A 16,322-nucleotide genomic window follows, 5' to 3' on the forward strand; every position below is an offset into this window, starting at 1 on the left:
TCGATGTCAAAGGATAAGAAACAAGAGCCAACTCAAGGCAAGGAATTGTCAGAGTGGCAAAAACGAAATCAAGAATATCTTCAAAAAAAAGCTGAAGAAGAGGCCCAACTAGCCAAAGAAAAGGTCCAAGCAGATACCAATAAAAAAGAAGTGGCAAAAGCTCCGGAAGAAGAAAACACTTTATCAGAGTGGCAGAAGCAGAACCGTGAATATCTGCGTAAAAAGGCTGAGGAAGAGACCAAGGAAGAACAAGAGTCAGACTTATCTGAGGACACTGAGGAGGAAGAGGATTCAGATTCTAATCCTGAAGAGCAGAAGGAAAGTGCAGAAGACCAGTCCTCGCTTGAAAATGAGGAGGAAACTACTGAACCAGAACTAGTGGAAGAAGAGGGCGAAAAATCTGACGAAAAATCTGAAGAAACAAAAGTAGAAGAAAAAAGATCTAAGTCTAAGAAAAAGATTGCTAAGCCTTCTATTCCAAGTGTTCATATCTGGCGTGCTGTTACGATTCTAATCCCAAGTTTGCTTGTTTTGTTCTTTTCGATCTATCTCTTGACGCCCTTCTCAACTCTGAAAAACATAGAAGTCACTGGGACAGTAGAGACCAATGCAGACCAAATCAAAGAGGCTTCAGGGATTCGTGATAGTGACTATACCTTTGGTCTGCTCCTCAATAAAGACAAACATGCTGAGATGATTAAGTCCAATCACTGGATTGAATCTGCTAGCATTCACTATCAATTTCCGACCAATTTTACCATCCAGGTCAAGGAATACGGGATTGTAGCCTATTATGTTTCTGGAGAGGACCATTATCCGATTCTTTCTAGTGGGACGGTGGAAACCAGTCCAGTTAGTCTAGTCAGTCTTCCAGAAACCTATATGTCCGTACTCTTTAACGATGAGCAGCAAGTCAAAACCTTGATTGAACAACTAGCTGAAGTCAGCCCAGAGATTAAGCAGGCGATCAAAACGATTGAATTGGCTCCAACTAGTGTAACCAGTGATCTGCTCAAGATTACCATGTATGATACGGACGAAATTTTGGTTCCTTTATCAGAACTAGGTAAAAAATTGCCTTACTATAGTAAGATTAAACCCCAACTAACAGTACCGAGCGGTATTGATATGGAAGTCGGGATCTATAGTTATAGCTTGACGGATAAGGCTTTAGAAGAAGCAAGAATCAAAGCTAAAGAAGAGGAAAAGAAGAAGCAGGAAGAAGAAAAGAAAAAACAAGAAGAGCAAGGAAATCAAACTCAGAGTCAAAATCAAACAACCCAACAATCACAGAGTCGTTAATCCTAAGATGATTCTGTTGACTTGATGATGAGTCATGTTTTCTACAAGTTCAATCACTGGTTTTTACTTGACAAGTACCGCTTTAAATAATAGAATAGTAAAAAACCTTTAAAGCAGTCCAGAGAGGCAGCTAAGGTTAGACGGTGAAATGGTGGATTCTACCCATTTTTCGTGGAACCTTGCTGTTGGCAGGTTCCTTTTTTGTAGTCTCTTTGACGGAAGCTGGGCTGATAAGAAAGATAAGAGGAGAAACGCATGCGTGAAAGTCGCCCAGTCATAGCTCTGGATTTTCCAAGTTTTGAAGAAGCCAAGGAGTTCTTAGCCCTATTTCCAGCAGAGGAAAAGCTCTATGTCAAAGTAGGAATGGAAATCTACTATGCTGTAGGGCCTGAAGTTGTCCGCTATTTGAAGTCATTAGGACATAGTGTCTTTTTGGATCTCAAACTGCATGATATTCCCAATACAGTTAAATCAACCATGAAAATCTTATCGAACCTGGGAGTTGATATGACCAATGTGCAGGCAGCAGGTGGGGTTGAGATGATGCAAGCAGCGCGTGAAGGATTGGGAGACAAGGGGATTCTCATAGCTGTGACCCAATTAACCTCAACCTCGGAGGAACAAATGCAAGAGTGTCAAAATATCCAAACCAGCCTCCAAGAGTCGGTTATCCACTATGCCCAGAAAACAGCTGAAGCGGGTCTGGATGGAGTCGTTTGCTCGGCCCAAGAAGCCAAGCTTATCAAACAAGCAACTCATGAAGACTTTATCTGTCTGACACCAGGGATTCGCCCAAGAGGGACAGAAGCAGGGGATCAGAAACGGGTAGTAACCCCAGGAGAAGCTTACCAGATTGGCAGTGACTACATCGTAGTTGGGCGTCCGATTACGCAAGCAGCTGATCCAGTCGCAGCCTACCATGCCATCAAAGAAGAATGGACACAAGATTGGGTTTAAAAAGAAGATTCATTTAACACTATAAAAAGGAGCACACCATGACACTTGCTAAAGATATTGCCAGCCATCTATTGAAAATACAAGCCGTTTACCTCAAACCAGAAGAGCCCTTCACATGGGCATCAGGCATCAAGTCACCGATTTATACGGACAACCGTGTGACGCTTGCCTACCCAGAAACTCGAACTTTGATTGAGAATGGTTTTGTGGAAGCTATCAAGGCAGAATTCCCAGAGGTAGAAGTGATTGCAGGAACAGCGACTGCGGGTATCCCACACGGTGCTATCATCGCTGATAAGATGAATCTACCCTTTGCCTATATCCGCAGCAAACCAAAAGATCATGGCGCTGGAAACCAAATTGAAGGCCGTGTAGCCCAAGGCCAAAAGATGGTCGTTGTTGAAGATTTGATTTCAACGGGTGGTTCAGTTCTCGAAGCAGTGGCAGCTGCCAAACGTGAAGGAGCAGATGTTCTGGGTGTTGTGGCTATCTTCAGCTATCAATTGCCAAAAGCAGACAAGAACTTTGCAGATGCTGGTGTCAAACTAGTAACACTTTCAAACTATAGCGAGCTCATTCACCTAGCCCAAGAAGAAGGCTACATCACACCAGAAGGACTTGACCTCCTCAAACGCTTTAAAGAAGACCAAGAAAATTGGCAAAATGTTTAGAGCATAGAAAAATCAGGTAGTCACTAGGATTACCTGATTTCTTTTTATTCTCGGAAAGTATTAGTCAACTTTTCCACCTTCAACAACCAGGTCATCTGCCTTAGCAGCATCACCGTAAGTTGGGTGAAGTGTTTTTTCATAAGCCTTGTGGAAGAAGTTCTCTTTACCTAATTTCTCGATTTCTTGATTGATGTAGTCGAGTAGTTCTTGGTTACCTTTTTGAACTGCTGGTGCAATAGTATCTGGATTACCAAGAGAAGTAATTCCTACTTCAAATCCCTTGTTTTCAAGCGCCCAAGCTAGAACTTCAGTATTGTCAGTAGAGAAGGCATCTCCACGTCCGTCAAGAAGGGCTTGATAGGCATCGCTATATTGGTCGTATTTTTGAAGTTTTACTTCTGGGTGATTTTTCTCAAAGTAAGTTTCAGCAGTAGTTCCTTTTGTAACAATCAAGGTTTTGCCTTCAAGTTGCTTAACATCTGTAATTAGACCAGTCTTTGGTGACACAACACCGAGAGAAACTTTCATGTAAGGAAGGGCAAAGTCAACTTGTTTCTTACGTTCGTCAGTAACTGTGAAGTTGGCAAGGGTGATATCAACCTTGTTTGAAATCAAGTATTCAGCACGGTTGGCAGCATCGACAGAAACGTATTTGACCTTTACACCAAGGTCTTGTGCTAATTGGTTACCTAGTTCGATATCATAACCTTGGTAAGAACCGTCGTTGTCAACGTAACCAAATGGTTTTTTGTCTCCAAATACCGCGATTCGAAGTTCACCACTTTTCTTAATTTCGTCAATAGTACGAGCTTTGGCAGTTGCCTTTGTAGATGAAGCATCAGAGCTTCCACCTGAACTACAAGCTGTGACGAAGATAAGCGCAAATGCTAGAGCAAAAACAGTTAGAATTGGTTTAAGTAGTTTCATAATAATCTCCTTTATTGATTATAGATATGAGCCAAACTGGCTAAAGTCAAAGACGTTTAAAAATTCTTGTGCTCGTTTGGTTTGTGGATTTGTGAAGAATTCTTGAGCAGTTCCTTCTTCAGCAATTTTTCCTTGGTCTAGAAAGATAATGCGGTCCGCAATAGCTTGGGCAAACTGCATTTCGTGGGTTACCAGAATCATGGTACGACCTTCTTGGGCCAAGTCATTGATGAGTTCTAGAACCTCACGCACCATTTCTGGATCCAGTGAAGCAGTCACCTCGTCAAAGAGGATAATTTCTGGATGCATGAGCAGGGCTCGTACAATTGCAACCCGTTGTTTTTGCCCACCAGATAATTGACGAGCAAAGCTATGTTGTTTATCCAACAATCCGACACGTTCTAGTAGTTGTAGGGCTTCTTCTGTTACTTCTTTCTTGTCGCGTCCTTGAGCCTTGATAGGGCCTAAGATAAGGTTTTGAAGGACATCTAAGTGAGGAAAGAGTTCATAACTTTGAAAGACCATGCCGATTTTTTGGCGAACCAAGTGAAAATCTTTTTTATTTTCAACGATGGACTGGCCATCCAGCAGGATATCTCCTCCTTGAATACTTTCTAAACCATTGAGGCAACGAAGTAGGGTACTTTTCCCACAACCAGACGGCCCTAGGATGACGACCACTTCCCCCTTTTTAACATCTAGGGAAAGTCCTTGGAGGATAGGATTGTCTCCGAAGGATTTTTTTAGTTCCTTGATTTCTAAAATAGTTTCAGACATTTAGTTCCTCCAATGTTTTTCTAAGTGAGTAGATAGTTTGGAAATAGGGAAGCAAACCGCGAAATATAAGACTAGGATGGTTCCATAAATCCAAAAGGAAGCGGTTGGGATAGTCAAACGATTGCTATCGATGATTTGTTGTCCAACCTTGGTAACTTCAACAACCCCAATCAAAACAACCAAGGAAGTCGTTTTAATCATCCGAGTGACAAGATTGATGGCTTGTGGGAGCAATCTTCTTAAGACCTGAGGGATGATGATGTAGTAGTAGAGTTGCACTTTAGTTAAGCCAAGTGCTTGTCCGCTCTCAAACTGATGTTTCGGTAGGGAAGTGATAGCTCCACGAACTAAGTCACCCATCTCAGCTGTTCCCCAGAGGGTGAAAACGATAATAGCAGAAGTCTCACCAGAAATATTGATATTAAAGTTTCGAGCTAAACCAAAGTAAACGATGAAAAGGAGCACCAGCTGGGGCATGATCCGGATAAATTCTAGATAAAAACGAGTCAAGAAACGAATCACTCTAGAATGAGAAGTCATGATAGTTCCCATCACCGTTCCGAAAATCATGGATAAGAGGACAGACAGGATAGAAATCCCAATTGTGACTCCCAATCCCTGTAAAATTCTCAGGAGATTATTTCCCTGAAAGAGTACTTGCATTCCCGAATCCTGCATGACGGAGTCTCCTTTCTATCCAGCTAAAGACTAGTGAAATTGGTAGAAGCATGATGAGGTAAGCAACCACCAACATAGCCAGCGCAATATCTGTCTCATAATAGAGTCCAATCAAATCCTTAGCAACGTACATAAGGTCAGCAAGGGCAACTGCTGAAAAGACAGAAGTTTCCTTGATCAGGAAAATAACATTGGCACTAAAGGATGGTAGAGCCACCGCAGTCGCTTGTGGAAGAACCACGTAGCGAAAGACCTGAAATGGTGTGAGGCCAATGGCTAAACCTATTTCATGCTGGGTTTGACTGACGGCTTCTAGCCCGCTTCGGAAGGATTCTGCCATGTAGGAACCACCTAAGAAGATGAGCCCGACTGTTGCACAGACTTCTGAAGAAAGAACAATCCCTATTCGAGGTAGACCGAAGTAGAGAAAGAAAAGTTGTATCAAAAGGGGTGTGTTTCGTGAAAGCTCGATATAGGCTGTTGCCAACTGTGAGAAAACAGGAACTCGGTAATGCCGGATGACGCTGACGATGAGCCCCAGCAAAAAAGAACCTAGGATTCCCCAAATTGCGATATGCAAGGTCAGAAAGAATGCCTTTTGATAGAGTGGTAGATATTGTTCAACAATGGACCAATCCAAAAGTAGAACCTCCCATCTAGGAAAATGATACAGTTATTGTAGCATTAAAAGAGAGCTTTGGATAATATGTATTTTTTATTGTGGTGATAAAAAATATTTATAGCGGCGATAAATTTTAAAAATGTGATTTCTTTGGTTGACAAATGTAGATTTTAAGAGTATACTGATAATTGTAATTTACAAATGTAGATTTAGGAGGAATAACAATGCAGATTTCGGATGCAGAATGGCAGGTCATGAAGATTATCTGGATGCAGGGAGAACAGACTAGTACTGATCTCATAAAAGTATTAGAGAAAAGGTTCAGTTGGTCCAAATCCACGATCCAGACACTCTTGGCCCGTTTGGTGGAGAAAGAATGTTTGACTCGGGAAAAACAGGGCAAGTCCTTTGTCTATTCGGCCCTTTTAACGCTAGATGATAGTAGGGGATTAATGGTTCAGGATATCAAAGACAAGCTTTGTTCTCGAAGAATAAAGCTCTTGCTAGCTGATTTGATTGAAGAATGTGACTTTACCCTAGCTGACTTGGAAGGTTTGGAAGAAGTGATTTCAAAGAAAAAAGCAAGTGCTGTAACAGAAGTAAGATGTAATTGTATGTAAAGGAGACGCTATGTTAAATCTATTTGTATCTATTGTTGTTTTAGGAATGATTGCTTTTATCCTCTTTTGGTTTTTCAAAAAACCGCAAGAAGATGCTAAGAGAGCCCAACAAAAGAATGGCTATCAAGAAATTCGAGTGGAGGTCATGGGAGGATATACTCCAGAAACCATTATCCTCAAAAAATCGCAACCTGCTCGCATTATTTTTGATCGAAAAGATCCTTCACCTTGCTTGGACCAAATCGTATTTCCAGACTTTGGTGTGCATGCAGACCTACCTATGGGAGACCAATATGTGGTGGAAATCACTCCTGAAGAAGCCGGAGAATATGGTTTCTCTTGTGGCATGAACATGATGCACGGTAAGATGATTGTAGAATAGGAGAAGGATATGACTGAAATTGTAAAAGCAAGTCTTGAAAATGGTGTTCAAAAAATCCGTATCACGGCAGACAAAGGCTACCATCCAGCCCATATTCAACTACAAAAAGGAATTCCTGCTGAGATTACCTTTCACCGTGTGACACCATCAAACTGTTATAAAGAAATTCTCTTCGAAGAAGAAGGAATTCTAGAACCAATCGCTCAAGATGAGGAAAAAATTATTCGCTTTACGCCTCAAGACTTGGGTGAGCACGAGTTTTCTTGTGGCATGAAGATGCAAAAGGGAACCTACACCGTTGTTGAAAAAACCAAAAAGTCTCTCAGTCTTTTACAACGTTTTTGGATTACTAGTATCTTTACTGTGCCTCTTGTGATTCTTATGATTGGGATGTCTACAGGAGGAATTAGTCACCAAGTCATGCGTTGGGGCACCTTTTTAGCCACAACCCCCATTATGCTGGTAGCTGGAGTTCCATATATCAGAAGCGCCTGGGCTAGTTTTAAAAAGCACAATTCCAACATGGATACCTTGGTTGCTCTGGGAACCCTAGTGGCCTATTTCTATAGCTTAGTTGCCCTCTTCACTGGTCTGCCCGTTTACTTTGAAAGTGCTGCATTTATCCTCTTCTTCATTCTTTTGGGAGCAGTTTTTGAGGAAAAAATGCGAAAAAATACTTCGCAGGCAGTCGAAAAATTATTAGACCTACAAGCAAAAACAGCAGAGGTTTTGCGTGATGATGTTTATGTTCAAATACCTCTAGAACAAGTCAAAGTTGGGGATCTCATTCGCGTTCGACCAGGTGAAAAAATTGCCGTTGATGGGACTGTAATAGAAGGAGAAACTAGTATTGATGAATCAATGGTGACTGGAGAAAGTATACCGGTTGATAAGTCAGTTGGAGATGCTGTCATTGGTTCAACCATCAATAATAGTGGTACCATTGTTTTTAGAGCTGAAAAAGTAGGTTCTGAAACCATGTTGGCTCAGATTGTAGACTTTGTGAAGAAAGCTCAAACCAGTCGTGCTCCTATTCAAGATTTGACAGACAAGATTTCTGGAATTTTCGTACCAGCAGTTGTCATTTTAGGACTCCTTACTTTTTGGATCTGGTTTGTTTTTCTTGGTGAAAGTTTTGTAACGTCGCTTCTCTATGGTGTTGCAGTCTTGATTATTGCTTGCCCTTGTGCTCTTGGACTTGCGACACCGACAGCACTCATGGTTGGAACAGGACGAAGTGCCAAGATGGGGATTCTTCTCAAAAATGGTACAGTTCTACAGGAAATCCAAAAAGTTCAAACGGTTGTTTTTGATAAGACAGGAACCTTGACCGAAGGGAAGCCAGTAGTGACAGATGTTATCGGAGATGAAGGAGAAGTGCTAAGTTTGGCTGCCTCATTAGAAGATGCCTCTCAACACCCTCTAGCTCAGGCAGTTGTCAATCGTGCGTCTGAATTAGGAATCAGTCTTTATCCCGTGGAAAACTTCCAAGCCTTGCATGGAAAAGGTGTGACTGGGATTATTAATGGTAAGCAAGTCTTGCTGGGGAATGCTAAGCTCTTAGCTGACCTTGCTATTCCACATGATTATCAAGAACGATTTGATTTGCTTGAGAAAGAAGCGAAAACAGTTGTCTTCCTATCCGTGGATGGTCAGTTAAAAGGCTTAATTGCCTTGCAGGATGTCCCTAAGGAAAATGCCAAAGAAGCTATTGCCAAATTGAAAAAACGTGGTCTTAGAACGGTCATGCTTACCGGAGATAATGCTGGAGTAGCGCATGCGATTGCAGAGCAAATTGGAATCGAAGAAGTGATCGCAAATGTCTTGCCAGAGGAAAAGGCACATGAAATTCACAAGCTTCAAAAGAATGGCAAATTGGCCTTTGTCGGCGATGGTATCAATGATGCGCCGGCCCTCAGTGTAGCGGATGTCGGAATTGCCATGGGCTCTGGGACAGATATTGCTATCGAATCAGCAGATCTTGTCCTTACAACCAACAATTTACTAGGATTGGCACGTGCTTTTGATATGAGTAAGAAGACCTTTAATCGTATTCTACTCAATCTTTTCTGGGCTTCTATCTATAACCTCATTGGTATTCCGATTGCAGCAGGAGTCTTTTCAAGTCTTGGTTTGGTACTCAATCCAGAACTTGCAGGATTGGCCATGGCCTTTAGTTCAGTCTCTGTTCTAATCAGCTCTCTGATGCTTAATTTTACTAAAGTCGATTAATACTCTTCGAAAATCAAATTCAAACCACGTCAGCGTCACCTTGCCGTACTCAAGTACAGCCTGCGGCTCGCTTCCTAGTTTGCTCTTTGATTTTCATTGAGTATAAAAAGGCGGTTTTAACCGCTTTTTTGCTATTCTAAAACAGATTTTCAAAACGTTTTCAATCTGTACTGTAATAGAGAATGGAGTTTTGTGAGCACATTCTTATGAAACTAAAAGTAAATGTGATAAATTAGGAGTGTAAATTTACTGAATCGTTTTCAAAAAACATATAAAAGCGCTTTTATTATTCATCAAATTAACTTTTAAGGAGAGTTATCATTATGACTCAAGGGAAAATTACTGCATCTGCAGCAATGCTTAACGTATTGAAAACATGGGGCGTAGATACTATCTACGGTATCCCATCAGGAACACTTAGCTCACTTATGGACGCTTTGGCTGAAGACAAAGATATCCGTTTCTTGCAAGTTCGCCACGAAGAAACAGGTGCTCTTGCAGCGGTTATGCAGGCTAAATTTGGCGGATCTATTGGTGTTGCAGTTGGTTCAGGTGGTCCAGGTGCGACTCACTTGATCAACGGTGTTTACGATGCAGCTATGGATAACACTCCATTCCTTGCTATCCTTGGATCACGTCCAGTTAACGAATTAAACATGGATGCCTTCCAAGAATTAAACCAAAACCCAATGTACAACGGTATCGCTGTTTACAACAAACGTGTAGCTTACGCAGAGCAATTACCAAAAGTTATCGACGAAGCTTGCCGTGCTGCCGTTTCTAAAAAAGGTCCAGCTGTTGTTGAAATTCCAGTAAACTTTGGTTTCCAAGAAATCGACGAAAACTCATACTACGGTTCAGGTTCATACGAACGTTCATTCATCGCTCCTGCTTTGAACGAAGTTGAAATTGACAAAGCAGTTGAAATCTTGAACAATGCTGAACGTCCAGTTATCTATGCTGGTTACGGTGGTGTTAAAGCTGGTGAAGTGATTACTGAATTGTCACGTAAAATCAAAGCACCAATCATCACAACTGGTAAAAACTTTGAAGCTTTCGAATGGAACTACGAAGGTTTGACAGGTTCTGCTTACCGTGTTGGTTGGAAACCAGCCAACGAAGTGGTCTTTGAAGCAGACACAGTTCTTTTCCTTGGTTCAAACTTCCCATTTGCTGAAGTTTACCAAGCATTCAAAAACACTGAAAAATTCATCCAAGTGGATATCGACCCTTACAAACTTGGTAAACGTCACGCCCTTGACGCTTCTATCCTTGGTGATGCAGGTCAAGCAGCTAAAGCTATCCTTGATAAAGTAAACCCAGTTGAGTCTACTCCATGGTGGCGTGCAAACGTGAAAAACAACCAAAACTGGCGTGATTACATGAACAAACTCGAAGGTAAAACTGAGGGTGAATTGCAATTGTATCAAGTTTACAATGCAATCAACAAACATGCTGATCAAGACGCTATCTATTCAATCGACGTAGGTGACACTACTCAAACATCTACTCGTCACCTTCACATGACACCTAAGAACATGTGGCGTACATCTCCACTCTTTGCGACAATGGGTATTGCCCTTCCTGGTGGTATCGCTGCTAAGAAAGACAATCCAGATCGCCAAGTATGGAACATCATGGGTGACGGTGCATTCAACATGTGCTACCCAGACGTTATCACAAACGTTCAATACGACCTTCCAGTTATCAACGTTGTCTTCTCAAATGGTAAATATGCCTTCATCAAGGACAAATACGAAGACACAAACAAACACTTGTTTGGTTGTGACTTCCCTAATGCTGACTATGCGAAAATCGCTGAAGCGCAAGGTGCTGTAGGATTTACAGTTGACCGTATCGAAGACATCGATGCAGTTGTTGCAGAAGCTGTTAAATTGAACAAAGAAGGTAAAACTGTTGTTATCGATGCTCACATCACTCCACATCGTCCACTTCCAGTAGAAGTACTTGAGTTGGATCCAAAACAACACTCAGAAGAAGCTATTAAAGCCTTCAAGGAAAAATACGAAGCAGAAGAACTCGTACCATTCCGCCTCTTCTTGGAAGAAGAAGGATTGCAATCACGCGCAATTAAATAATTCCTCTCATCGAAAATAAAAGATAAATTTGTAGACTTCAATCTGAGGTTTACTTCCGACGATTCCATCATTGAAACATTAATTTTCAATGATGGAATCTAGTGCGGAGCCTAGAAAAAGTCCCAAAGGATTTTTCGTAGTTTGATGAGCGAAGATTTGCCATCAAACTTGGTTCCGCCTTGTTTATTCTTTGATTTTCATAGAGCGGAACTTGAAAAGATCGGAGCCATCCGGTCTTTTTCTTGTCTTTTCTGTTAAATTTGTTAAAATAGCTTCATAACAATGTTCTAAGGAGAAAAAGATGCCAACAACTTTCTTTCTATTAATTGGCTTAATGATGTTAGGATTTGTTGCCTTCACCTATTTTATGTTTTCCTATTTTATATTTAGTAATTATAGCAATGCCAAGAGGTGTACCGAAAGAACGGAAGGAGTTATTATCCGATATTCCTATGCTCTTTATAATGGGATTAGTCTCCCAGTTGTTGAATACACTGTTGATGGAAACCAATACAAGGTCGTAGGGCCTAAATTTCTATCTGCTATTTCAAATACAATCAGTACTCCCTTAGGTTCAATCGTATCTGATGTAAAAACGGATAATTTTGAAAATGGTGAAATTCCACAAGTTTTAAGATACAAAGTTAAGGGTAATAGTTTTTTGTCTTATACAAAATCTCCACTTAAGGAACGCTTTCCAATTGGTGGAAAAGTTGCTGTTTATTATGATCCTAAAAAACCAAAACATTCCTATGTAGAAAGACCCCTAAGACCTGGGCGATATGCATGGTTGGCAAAATGTTTTATCTATCTCAATGTTTTTATTATGGTTGCTCTAGCTTTCTTTATCATGTTCATTCTTCCAAATCTTATGAAATAAAGCAGTTTTATATACAAACTTCAACTACCCTATTTGGCTTCTATGTTCATCGTAGAAGTTTTTCTTGAAGAAAGTGCTTTTCTTAAAAATTATTTAGGGGCTATTTCTGCTTTTTTAAATGTTTGATAGTATAATAGTACCAGTAAATCATGTGAGGTAAAGTGATGACAGAAATACTACAATTTCCAGAGGGCTTCCTTTGGGGTGGTGCTACGGCAGCTAATCAATGTGAGGGTGCTTATAATTTAGACGGTCGTGGGTTGGCCAATGTTGATGTTGTTCCAATCGGTAAGGACCGTGAAGCCATTATCACAGGGAAGAAAAAGATGTTTTCTTTTGAGGAGGGCTATTTTTACCCAGCCAAGCAAGCTATTGATATGTACCATCATTACAAGGAAGATATTGCCCTTTTTGCGGAAATGGGCTTTAAAACATATCGGCTTTCCATTGCTTGGACAAGAATATTCCCCAAAGGAGATGAAGCAGAGCCAAATGAAGCTGGTCTAGCCTTTTATGAGGATTTGTTTAAGGAATGCCATAAGTATGGGATCCAACCTCTGGTAACCATCACGCATTTTGACTGCCCCATGCACTTAATTACTGAGTATGGTGGATGGCGCAATCGTCGTATGTTGGACTTCTATGAGAATCTCTGTCGCACACTCTTTACCCGTTACAAAGGCTTGGTCAAATATTGGCTTACCTTTAACGAAATCAACATGATTCTCCATGCACCCTTTATGGGAGCTGGTCTCTGTTTCGAAGAAGGTGAAAATCAAGAACAAGTCAAATACCAAGCAGCCCACCATGAGTTGGTAGCTTCAGCTCTGGCGACTAAGCTTGCTCACGAAATTGACCCAGAAAACAAGGTGGGATGTATGTTGGCTGCAGGGCAATACTATCCCAACACAGCCCATCCGAGAGACTACTGGGCAGCCATGGAGGAAAACCGCAAGAGTTACTTCTTCATTGATGTTCAAGCGCGTGGGGAATACCCAAGCTACGCCAAGAAGCAGTGGGAGCGTGAAGGGATTGAGATTGAAATGACGGCAGAGGATCTAGACTTGTTGAAGAATTATACTGTTGACTTTGTTTCCTTCTCTTACTATGCAAGTCGAGTGGCCTCAGGTGATCCAGAAGTTAAAGAATTAACAGCTGGAAATGTATTTGCCTCTCTCAAAAATCCCTATCTAGAATCCTCAGAATGGGGATGGCAGATTGACCCACTTGGGCTTCGAATCACCCTCAATGCCATCTGGGATCGTTACCAAAAGCCTATGTTCATCGTAGAAAATGGGCTCGGTGCTATGGACAGGCCTGATGAGAATGGTTATGTGGAAGATGACTATCGAATTGCTTATCTAGAGGCCCACATCAAGGCTATGCGAGATGCTATTTATCAAGATGGAGTAGACTTGCTTGGTTATACAACTTGGGGTTGTATCGATCTGGTTTCAGCTGGAACAGGCGAAATGAACAAGCGCTATGGCTTTATCTATGTGGATCGTGATAATGAAGGTCATGGAAGTTTCAAACGTAGCAAGAAGAAGTCCTTCCACTGGTACAAGGATGTCATTGCCAGCAATGGTGCAAGCATTGAGTAGAACTCATTTATTCACTATTTTTATAAAATCTTCTCCCTACTTTATAAGATCTGAAAAAGAGTTCAATTAGACCTAGCTTTTTGCTATAATGAGGGGAGAAAAATCAGACAGGAGATGAAACATGTCAGAACCATTATTTTTAAATTCCGTTATGCAAGAAAAAATTTGGGGTGGGACTAAACTACGTGATGAGTTTGGTTACGACATTCCAAGCGAAAAAATCGGAGAATATTGGGCCATCTCGGCTCACCCAAATGGTGTTTCCAAGGTAGCCAATGGGCGCTATCAAGGAACAGACCTCGCTAGTTTGTATGCGGAACACCGTGAGTTGTTTGGCAATCGTCCAGAGCCAGTATTTCCACTCTTGACTAAAATCCTCGATGCCAATGACTGGCTCAGCGTCCAAGTTCACCCCGATGATGCTTATGGACTAGAGCATGAAGGTGAACTCGGAAAAACTGAATGCTGGTATATCATCGCAGCAGATGAAGGCTCAGAGATTATTTACGGTCACAATGCTAAGTCAAAGGAAGAACTCCGCCAGCAAATTGAAGACAAGAACTGGGATGCCTTGCTGACTAAAGTCCCTGTTAAGGCTGGAGATTTCTACTACGTACCGAGTGGAACCATGCACGCTATCGGGGCAGACATCTTAATTCTTGAAACGCAACAGTCTAGTGATACAACCTACCGTGTCTATGACTTTGACCGCAAGGATGATAATGGCAACTTGCGTGAACTTCATCTTGAAAAATCCATCGATGTTTTAAATATTGGTGAGCCTGCAAATAGCCGTCCTGTGACTGTTAAAGCAGATGATTTGCGTTCAACTCTCCTTGTATCCAATGAATTCTTCGCAGTTTACAAGTGGGAAATTACTGGAAAAGTTGACTTTGAAAAAACAGCTGATTACAGCTTGTTAAGTGTCTTGGCTGGTCAAGGTCAGCTCATTGTAGACGGTAAGGAATATCCAATCCAAAAAGGTAGCCACTTTATCTTGCCAAGCGATGTTGATGCATGGACTTTGGAAGGTCAAGGTCTAGAATTGATTGTTAGTCATCCATAAAAAGAAAGGGCTTGAGTTCATTACTCAAGTCCTTTTTTGTATTTACATAAATTGGGCGATAAAGACCACAATGATGATAATTGGGATGATGAAACGAAGAAGGAAGAGCCAGACTTGGAAAAGTCTTTGTTTCCACGGTGTTTCATCGAGATGGAGTTCCTCCATAGCCAATGCTTTTTTGAAGACATAGCCTGTAAAGAGGGACAAGCAGAGGGCGCCAAAGGGCATGAGGAGATTAGAAACCAAGAAGTCCATGGCATCAAAGAAGGTCTTCCCAAAGATTTGAACATCTGCCATAAGACCGTAGGATAGGGCCGAAGGGATACCAAAGATAAAGGTCAAGATACCTAAAATAAGACTCCATTTATTACGTTTTTCGTTATCTTGGTCAGTGATATTTCCAACATTAATTTCCAGCATAACGACAGAAGAAGTGACCGTCGCAAAGAGGAAAAGCAATAGGAAGAGAATATAGAAAATACTTCCAAAAGGCATCTTGTCAAAGAGTTGGGGTAGAACGATAAAGAGGAGACTAGGACCACCTTCAGACTGAATATTGAAGGCTGACATAGCTGGGAAAATAGCTAGTCCTGCCATGATCGATACAGAAATGTTCATGGCAACGATAGACATACCTGATTGGATCAGATTGGTTTTCTTATCTAGGTAAGAAGCATAGGTCAACATGGCAGTAACCCCGAGGGACAAAGCAAAGAATGACTGTCCTAGAGCATAGAGGAGACCAGCACTTGTCAGTTTTGAAAAGTCAGGTTTGAGGAAATAAACGACCCCTTCCATAGCATTTGGCAAGCTGAGAGAGCGCCCGATAATAATGACAAAGATGATAAATAACAAGGGCATCATGACCTTAGATGCTCTTTCAATCCCTTTTTGAACTCCCTTAGATACAATAAAGATGTTGAGGAAGATAAAAAGAGCTTGAGACCCAAGGGCAATCCATGGATTAGAAATAATATCTGTGAAGAGCTGGGTATAATCACTGCTAATCCCAACTTGGAAGGCTTTAGCAATAGCGATACCTAGATACACTAAAACCCAACCTCCAATAACACTGTAAAAGGATAGGAGGATGAAAAGGGCAAAGGCACCGATCCAACCGATAAAATTGTAGTTCTTGTTATCGCCCAATTTTCCAAAGGTTTTGATTGCTGACACGCCAGCGCTCCGACCGAGGGCAAATTCAGCCAAGAGAAGTGGAAATCCAATCAATAGTGTCGAGATGAGAAAGACCAGTAAGAAACCTCCCCCACCATTGGCAGCAGTCATGTAAGGGAACTTCCAAACAGCTCCAAGACCAATAGCAGAACCAGCAGATGCAAGGATAAAGCCCAGTTTTGAGCCCCATTGCGATTTTTCAGACATTGTTAAACTCCAATCTAGTTTTCTAAATAAGAAAAGGCTACTTGAGTTGTCAAATAGCCTTCTCTCAATGGCTCTTTATGAGCTTTTTATTTGATTGATAGACTTGATTATCCTATCATGAT

The 16,322-nt window shown here is 41.3% G+C and carries 15 protein-coding genes; 10 read left to right on the plus strand and 5 right to left on the minus strand.

Going from position 1 to position 16,322, the window contains the following annotated elements; genetic code table 11:
* Positions 1–3 precede the first annotated feature (3 nt).
* From AB2B50_RS00630 to pyrE, 3 genes are all read left to right on the plus strand, one after another.
* On the plus strand, positions 4–1,302 hold the full coding sequence (locus AB2B50_RS00630; protein WP_320692279.1) for a cell division protein FtsQ/DivIB: 1,299 nt from the start codon (positions 4–6) through the stop codon (positions 1,300–1,302).
* A 255-nt stretch (positions 1,303–1,557) separates the two neighbouring features.
* Positions 1,558–2,259: an orotidine-5'-phosphate decarboxylase gene (pyrF, locus tag AB2B50_RS00635; protein WP_315639691.1), complete on the plus strand. Its 702-nt coding sequence runs from the start codon at positions 1,558–1,560 to the stop codon at positions 2,257–2,259.
* Between the two features lie 38 nt (positions 2,260–2,297).
* On the plus strand, positions 2,298–2,930 hold the full coding sequence (gene pyrE / locus AB2B50_RS00640) for an orotate phosphoribosyltransferase (protein ID WP_045614097.1): 633 nt from the start codon (positions 2,298–2,300) through the stop codon (positions 2,928–2,930).
* Positions 2,931–2,990: 60 nt separating this feature from the next.
* Here pyrE and AB2B50_RS00645 read toward each other — a convergent pair whose 3' ends face one another.
* From AB2B50_RS00645 to AB2B50_RS00660, 4 genes are read right to left on the minus strand one after another with little or no spacing between them, the layout of a single operon-like run.
* Positions 2,991–3,857: a cysteine ABC transporter substrate-binding protein gene (locus AB2B50_RS00645; RefSeq protein WP_320692278.1), complete on the minus strand. Its 867-nt coding sequence runs from the start codon at positions 3,855–3,857 to the stop codon at positions 2,991–2,993.
* An 18-nt stretch (positions 3,858–3,875) separates the two neighbouring features.
* Entirely contained in the window at positions 3,876–4,634 is a 759-nt protein-coding gene (locus tag AB2B50_RS00650) for an amino acid ABC transporter ATP-binding protein (protein ID WP_060956040.1), read from the minus strand.
* On the minus strand, positions 4,635–5,312 hold the full coding sequence (locus AB2B50_RS00655; protein ID WP_320692277.1) for an amino acid ABC transporter permease: 678 nt from the start codon (positions 5,310–5,312) through the stop codon (positions 4,635–4,637).
* Positions 5,272–5,952, minus strand: coding sequence for an amino acid ABC transporter permease (locus AB2B50_RS00660; protein WP_320692276.1), 681 nt, complete (start codon positions 5,950–5,952; stop codon positions 5,272–5,274). Before AB2B50_RS00660 ends, AB2B50_RS00655 begins: the two co-directional genes overlap by 41 nt.
* Positions 5,953–6,158: 206 nt before the next feature.
* Between AB2B50_RS00660 and AB2B50_RS00665 the strand changes: the two genes are divergently transcribed.
* The 7 genes from AB2B50_RS00665 to manA all read left to right on the plus strand — a co-directional run bounded on the left by AB2B50_RS00665 (position 6,159) and on the right by manA (position 14,817).
* The gene (locus AB2B50_RS00665; RefSeq protein WP_045763230.1) at positions 6,159–6,554 is read left to right on the plus strand and encodes a CopY/TcrY family copper transport repressor; all 396 of its coding nucleotides are present in this window, start codon (positions 6,159–6,161) and stop codon (positions 6,552–6,554) included.
* Between the two features lie 10 nt (positions 6,555–6,564).
* A complete protein-coding gene (locus tag AB2B50_RS00670; protein ID WP_000933322.1) occupies positions 6,565–6,936 on the plus strand; it encodes a cupredoxin domain-containing protein in 372 nt (123 codons plus the stop codon).
* A 9-nt stretch (positions 6,937–6,945) separates the two neighbouring features.
* Positions 6,946–9,168 carry a heavy metal translocating P-type ATPase gene (locus AB2B50_RS00675; protein ID WP_316108867.1) on the plus strand — a complete coding sequence of 741 codons (2,223 nt, stop codon included), beginning with the start codon at positions 6,946–6,948 and terminating at the stop codon, positions 9,166–9,168.
* Positions 9,169–9,491: 323 nt separating this feature from the next.
* Positions 9,492–11,267 carry a pyruvate oxidase gene (spxB, locus tag AB2B50_RS00680; RefSeq protein ID WP_045614086.1) on the plus strand — a complete coding sequence of 592 codons (1,776 nt, stop codon included), beginning with the start codon at positions 9,492–9,494 and terminating at the stop codon, positions 11,265–11,267.
* A 301-nt stretch (positions 11,268–11,568) separates the two neighbouring features.
* On the plus strand, positions 11,569–12,147 hold the full coding sequence (locus tag AB2B50_RS00685) for a DUF3592 domain-containing protein (RefSeq protein ID WP_320692275.1): 579 nt from the start codon (positions 11,569–11,571) through the stop codon (positions 12,145–12,147).
* A gap of 164 nt (positions 12,148–12,311) precedes the next feature.
* A complete protein-coding gene (locus tag AB2B50_RS00690; protein WP_320692274.1) occupies positions 12,312–13,751 on the plus strand; it encodes a 6-phospho-beta-glucosidase in 1,440 nt (479 codons plus the stop codon).
* 121 nt (positions 13,752–13,872) lie between these two features.
* A complete protein-coding gene (gene manA / locus AB2B50_RS00695) occupies positions 13,873–14,817 on the plus strand; it encodes a mannose-6-phosphate isomerase, class I (protein ID WP_320692273.1) in 945 nt (314 codons plus the stop codon).
* A gap of 42 nt (positions 14,818–14,859) precedes the next feature.
* Here the strand turns inward: manA and AB2B50_RS00700 are convergent, their stop codons facing one another.
* Positions 14,860–16,200: a sodium-dependent transporter gene (locus tag AB2B50_RS00700; protein ID WP_320692272.1), complete on the minus strand. Its 1,341-nt coding sequence runs from the start codon at positions 16,198–16,200 to the stop codon at positions 14,860–14,862.
* Positions 16,201–16,322: the final 122 nt, after the last annotated feature.

Source organism: Streptococcus fermentans (genome assembly GCF_040888305.1).
Classification (GTDB): domain Bacteria; phylum Bacillota; class Bacilli; order Lactobacillales; family Streptococcaceae; genus Streptococcus; species Streptococcus fermentans.

What these genes read in the sequence shown, in the direction of transcription:
- AB2B50_RS00630 (WP_320692279.1), top strand. Translation starts at nt 4, where the DNA reads ATGTCAAAGGATAAGAAACAAGAGCCAACTCAAGGCAAGGAATTGTCA.
- pyrF (WP_315639691.1), top strand. Translation starts at nt 1,558, where the DNA reads ATGCGTGAAAGTCGCCCAGTCATAGCTCTGGATTTTCCAAGTTTTGAA.
- pyrE (WP_045614097.1), top strand. Translation starts at nt 2,298, where the DNA reads ATGACACTTGCTAAAGATATTGCCAGCCATCTATTGAAAATACAAGCC.
- AB2B50_RS00645 (WP_320692278.1), bottom strand. Translation starts at nt 3,857, where the DNA reads ATGAAACTACTTAAACCAATTCTAACTGTTTTTGCTCTAGCATTTGCG.
- AB2B50_RS00650 (WP_060956040.1), bottom strand. Translation starts at nt 4,634, where the DNA reads ATGTCTGAAACTATTTTAGAAATCAAGGAACTAAAAAAATCCTTCGGA.
- AB2B50_RS00655 (WP_320692277.1), bottom strand. Translation starts at nt 5,312, where the DNA reads ATGCAGGATTCGGGAATGCAAGTACTCTTTCAGGGAAATAATCTCCTG.
- AB2B50_RS00665 (WP_045763230.1), top strand. Translation starts at nt 6,159, where the DNA reads ATGCAGATTTCGGATGCAGAATGGCAGGTCATGAAGATTATCTGGATG.
- AB2B50_RS00670 (WP_000933322.1), top strand. Translation starts at nt 6,565, where the DNA reads ATGTTAAATCTATTTGTATCTATTGTTGTTTTAGGAATGATTGCTTTT.
- AB2B50_RS00675 (WP_316108867.1), top strand. Translation starts at nt 6,946, where the DNA reads ATGACTGAAATTGTAAAAGCAAGTCTTGAAAATGGTGTTCAAAAAATC.
- spxB (WP_045614086.1), top strand. Translation starts at nt 9,492, where the DNA reads ATGACTCAAGGGAAAATTACTGCATCTGCAGCAATGCTTAACGTATTG.
- AB2B50_RS00685 (WP_320692275.1), top strand. Translation starts at nt 11,569, where the DNA reads ATGCCAACAACTTTCTTTCTATTAATTGGCTTAATGATGTTAGGATTT.
- AB2B50_RS00690 (WP_320692274.1), top strand. Translation starts at nt 12,312, where the DNA reads ATGACAGAAATACTACAATTTCCAGAGGGCTTCCTTTGGGGTGGTGCT.
- manA (WP_320692273.1), top strand. Translation starts at nt 13,873, where the DNA reads ATGTCAGAACCATTATTTTTAAATTCCGTTATGCAAGAAAAAATTTGG.
- AB2B50_RS00700 (WP_320692272.1), bottom strand. Translation starts at nt 16,200, where the DNA reads ATGTCTGAAAAATCGCAATGGGGCTCAAAACTGGGCTTTATCCTTGCA.